At 72.3% G+C, this 2,565-nt stretch carries 3 protein-coding genes; 1 reads left to right on the forward strand and 2 read right to left on the reverse strand.

Annotated features, from left to right (window positions below; genetic code table 11):
* Positions 1-103: 103 nt before the first annotated feature.
* Both AC5FZL_RS16395 and AC5FZL_RS16400 read right to left on the reverse strand, forming a co-directional pair.
* Complete coding sequence (locus AC5FZL_RS16395; RefSeq protein WP_493619944.1) at positions 104-475, reverse strand: VOC family protein; 372 nt, start codon at positions 473-475, stop codon at positions 104-106.
* Between the two features lie 28 nt (positions 476-503).
* Positions 504-1,991: an MFS transporter gene (locus AC5FZL_RS16400; protein ID WP_493619945.1), complete on the reverse strand. Its 1,488-nt coding sequence runs from the start codon at positions 1,989-1,991 to the stop codon at positions 504-506.
* 322 nt (positions 1,992-2,313) lie between these two features.
* On the opposite strand from AC5FZL_RS16400, the gene AC5FZL_RS16405 reads away from it, so the two are divergent.
* A partial coding sequence (locus tag AC5FZL_RS16405; RefSeq protein WP_493619946.1) for a PHP domain-containing protein occupies positions 2,314-2,565 on the forward strand: 252 nt, incomplete at its 3' end.

Raw genomic sequence — 2,565 nt, forward strand, 5'->3', positions numbered from 1 at the left:
GCGCCGAGGCGTTCACCGCACTGGTGGCCGACCTGCTGGGGTCCCCGCGCCCGCAGCCGGTGCTGCCCCTCGCCGCCTCCTGAGCCCGGTCCGCGGACCGGGCTCAGGAGGCGGGCGGCTCGGGGGCGAAGACGCAGAACTCGTTGCCCTCGGGATCGGCGAGCACGTCCCACCCCACGTCACCGCCCTGCGGTCGCAGCAGCCGGGCGCCGAGCGCCAGCAGCTCCTCGGTGCTGCCGGTGACGTCCAGGTGCATGCGGTTCTTCACGGCCTTCGGCTCCGGCACCGGGTTGACCCAGATCAGCGGGCCCGCCCCCGTCGGGTCCTCGATCGGCACCGGCCACGCCGGGGGCCTCGGGCTCCCGTCCGCCTGCGGCCGGCGCCGGTAGCCCAGGGCGGCGCACCACCAGTCGGCGACGGCCTGGTGGTCGACGGCGTCCAGGCACAGGTCCTTGAAGCGGGCGGGCGTGGTCACGGTGCCTCCTCGTGGTGCAGGGGGTGTCTCAGCCGGTGGCGCGGGGGCGGCTGGTCACCGCGGACAGCGGTGCGGTGACCTCCTCGAGCGACTTCCCCTCGGCGTCCACGCCCAGGAAGACGTCGACGACACCACCGATGATCATCACGCCGGCGCCGATGAGGTAGCCGATGAACAGGTTGGTGGGGTCGGGGTTCTCGCTGTCGCCGATGAGGGCGCCGTAGAAGACCGGCCCGATCGCTCCGAACAGCTGCGCGATGGAGAAGAACACCGCGATCGCCTGCGCGCGGATCTCCATGGGGAACAGCTCGCTGGCCGTGAGGTAGGCCGAGCTGGCACCGGCCGAGGCGAAGAAGAAGATGATCGCCCAGGCGAGGGTCTGGGTGAACGCGTTGAGGATCCCGGCGTTGAACATGACCGCCGTGATCGCCAGCAGGGCGCCCGAGAGCAGGTAGGTGCCGGCGATCATCTTGCGGCGCCCGAGCGTGTCGAAGAGGTGCCCCAGCAGCAGCGGGCCGGCGAGGTTCCCGGCCGCGAAGGCGATGAGGTAGAGCGGTGCTCTGCCCGCCGGCACGTCGTAGAACGCCGTCAGGACGATCGTGTAGGTGAAGAAGATCGCGTTGTAGAGGAACGACTGCGTGATCATCAGGGTCGCGGCGAGGGTGGCCCGCCCGGGGTAGGTCTGGAACAGCACCTTCGCCAGGGTCAGGTAGCCCTGCGGGGGAGCCGGCTTGATCTCGATCGCCTTCGCCTCGTCCACCGGGGCCAGCACCTGCCCGGACGCCTCCACCTGGCGCTCGATGAAGGAGATGCTCTCCTCCGCCTCGGCCTCGCGGCCGTGCATGAGCAGCCAGCGAGGGCTCTCCGGCAGGTGGCGGCGCAGGTTCCAGATCGCCAGGCCCAGCACGGGGCCGATGAGGAAGCCGATCCGCCAGCCGAGGTTGATGTGCACCTCGTTGAGCAGGAAGTACGTGCCCAGCGTGGCGAGGATCGCGCCGCCCCAGTAGGTGCCGTTGACGCCGATGTCGACCCGGCCGCGGTACTTCGCCGGCATCATCTCGTCGATCGCGGAGTTGATGGCGGCGTACTCCCCGCCGATCCCCGCGCCGGCGATGAAGCGGGTGGCGTAGAGGAAGACCAGGCCGAGGCCCTCCCCGCTCCAGGTGAACGCCGTCAGGGCGTTGCCCACCAGGTAGACCCCGAGGGTGACGATGAAGAGGTTCTTGCGGCCGAGGCGGTCGGAGAGCCGGCCGAAGAACAGCGCCCCGAAGACCTCGCCGACGAGGTAGACGCTGGCCAGGAGGCCGACCTGGGTGGTGGACAGCCCGAGCGTCGCCTCGTCGCGCAGGATGGAGCCCACCGAGCCGGCGATCGTGATCTCGAGGCCGTCGAGGATCCACGCCGTGCCCAGCGCCGCGATCATCCGGCTGTGGAACGGCGCCCAGGTGAGCCGGTCGATGCGGGCGGGGATCAGGCTCCGGATGGAGCCTCCCGTCGTGGGTGTCGTGCTCGTCATCCCCGGACCTCCATCGCTCCGTGCCCTCGTCGGCTCGGGGGAACGTACGCCCGGGCAACGGTTGGCACGACTCGATCTCCAGTGGGTGGATCTGCACCCGCTCCTGCTGCGCACGGGGTGGCCCCGTGCCCGTCTGGGTGGCACGGGGCCACCCCGCGCCGGGGAGCGGGCGCGAGCGCCCCGGTGGGGCCGAACGGGTGACGCGCCGGCGGGGCGCGCGTCCGCGCGGGCCGGCCGGCGTGTAGCGTCACCGGAGTCGAACAGGTGTTCGACGCGGGCTGTCCTCCCCCCTGGGCCCGGCACGGTCGGAGGGGGATCCGCAGTGGTCGAGCCGTTCACGCACCTGCACGTGGCGTCGGGGTTCTCGATGCGCCACGGCACCGACGCGCCCGCGGCGCTGGTCGCCCGGGCCGCCGAGCTGGGCATGGACGCGCTGGCCCTGACCGACCGCGACGGCCTCTACGGGGCGGTCAAGCACGTGAGCGCCTGCGCCGCGGCGGGGCTGGACCCCGTGCTGGGCGTCGACCTCGCCGTCGAGCCGTCCGGGCTGGTCACGGGCCTGCCCGGGTGGGCC

The organism is Quadrisphaera sp. DVD1 (assembly GCF_058932755.1).

Coding starts and splice junctions, on each gene's coding strand:
- AC5FZL_RS16400 (WP_493619945.1), bottom strand. CDS start 1,991: ATGACGAGCACGACACCCACGACGGGAGGCTCCATCCGGAGCCTGATC.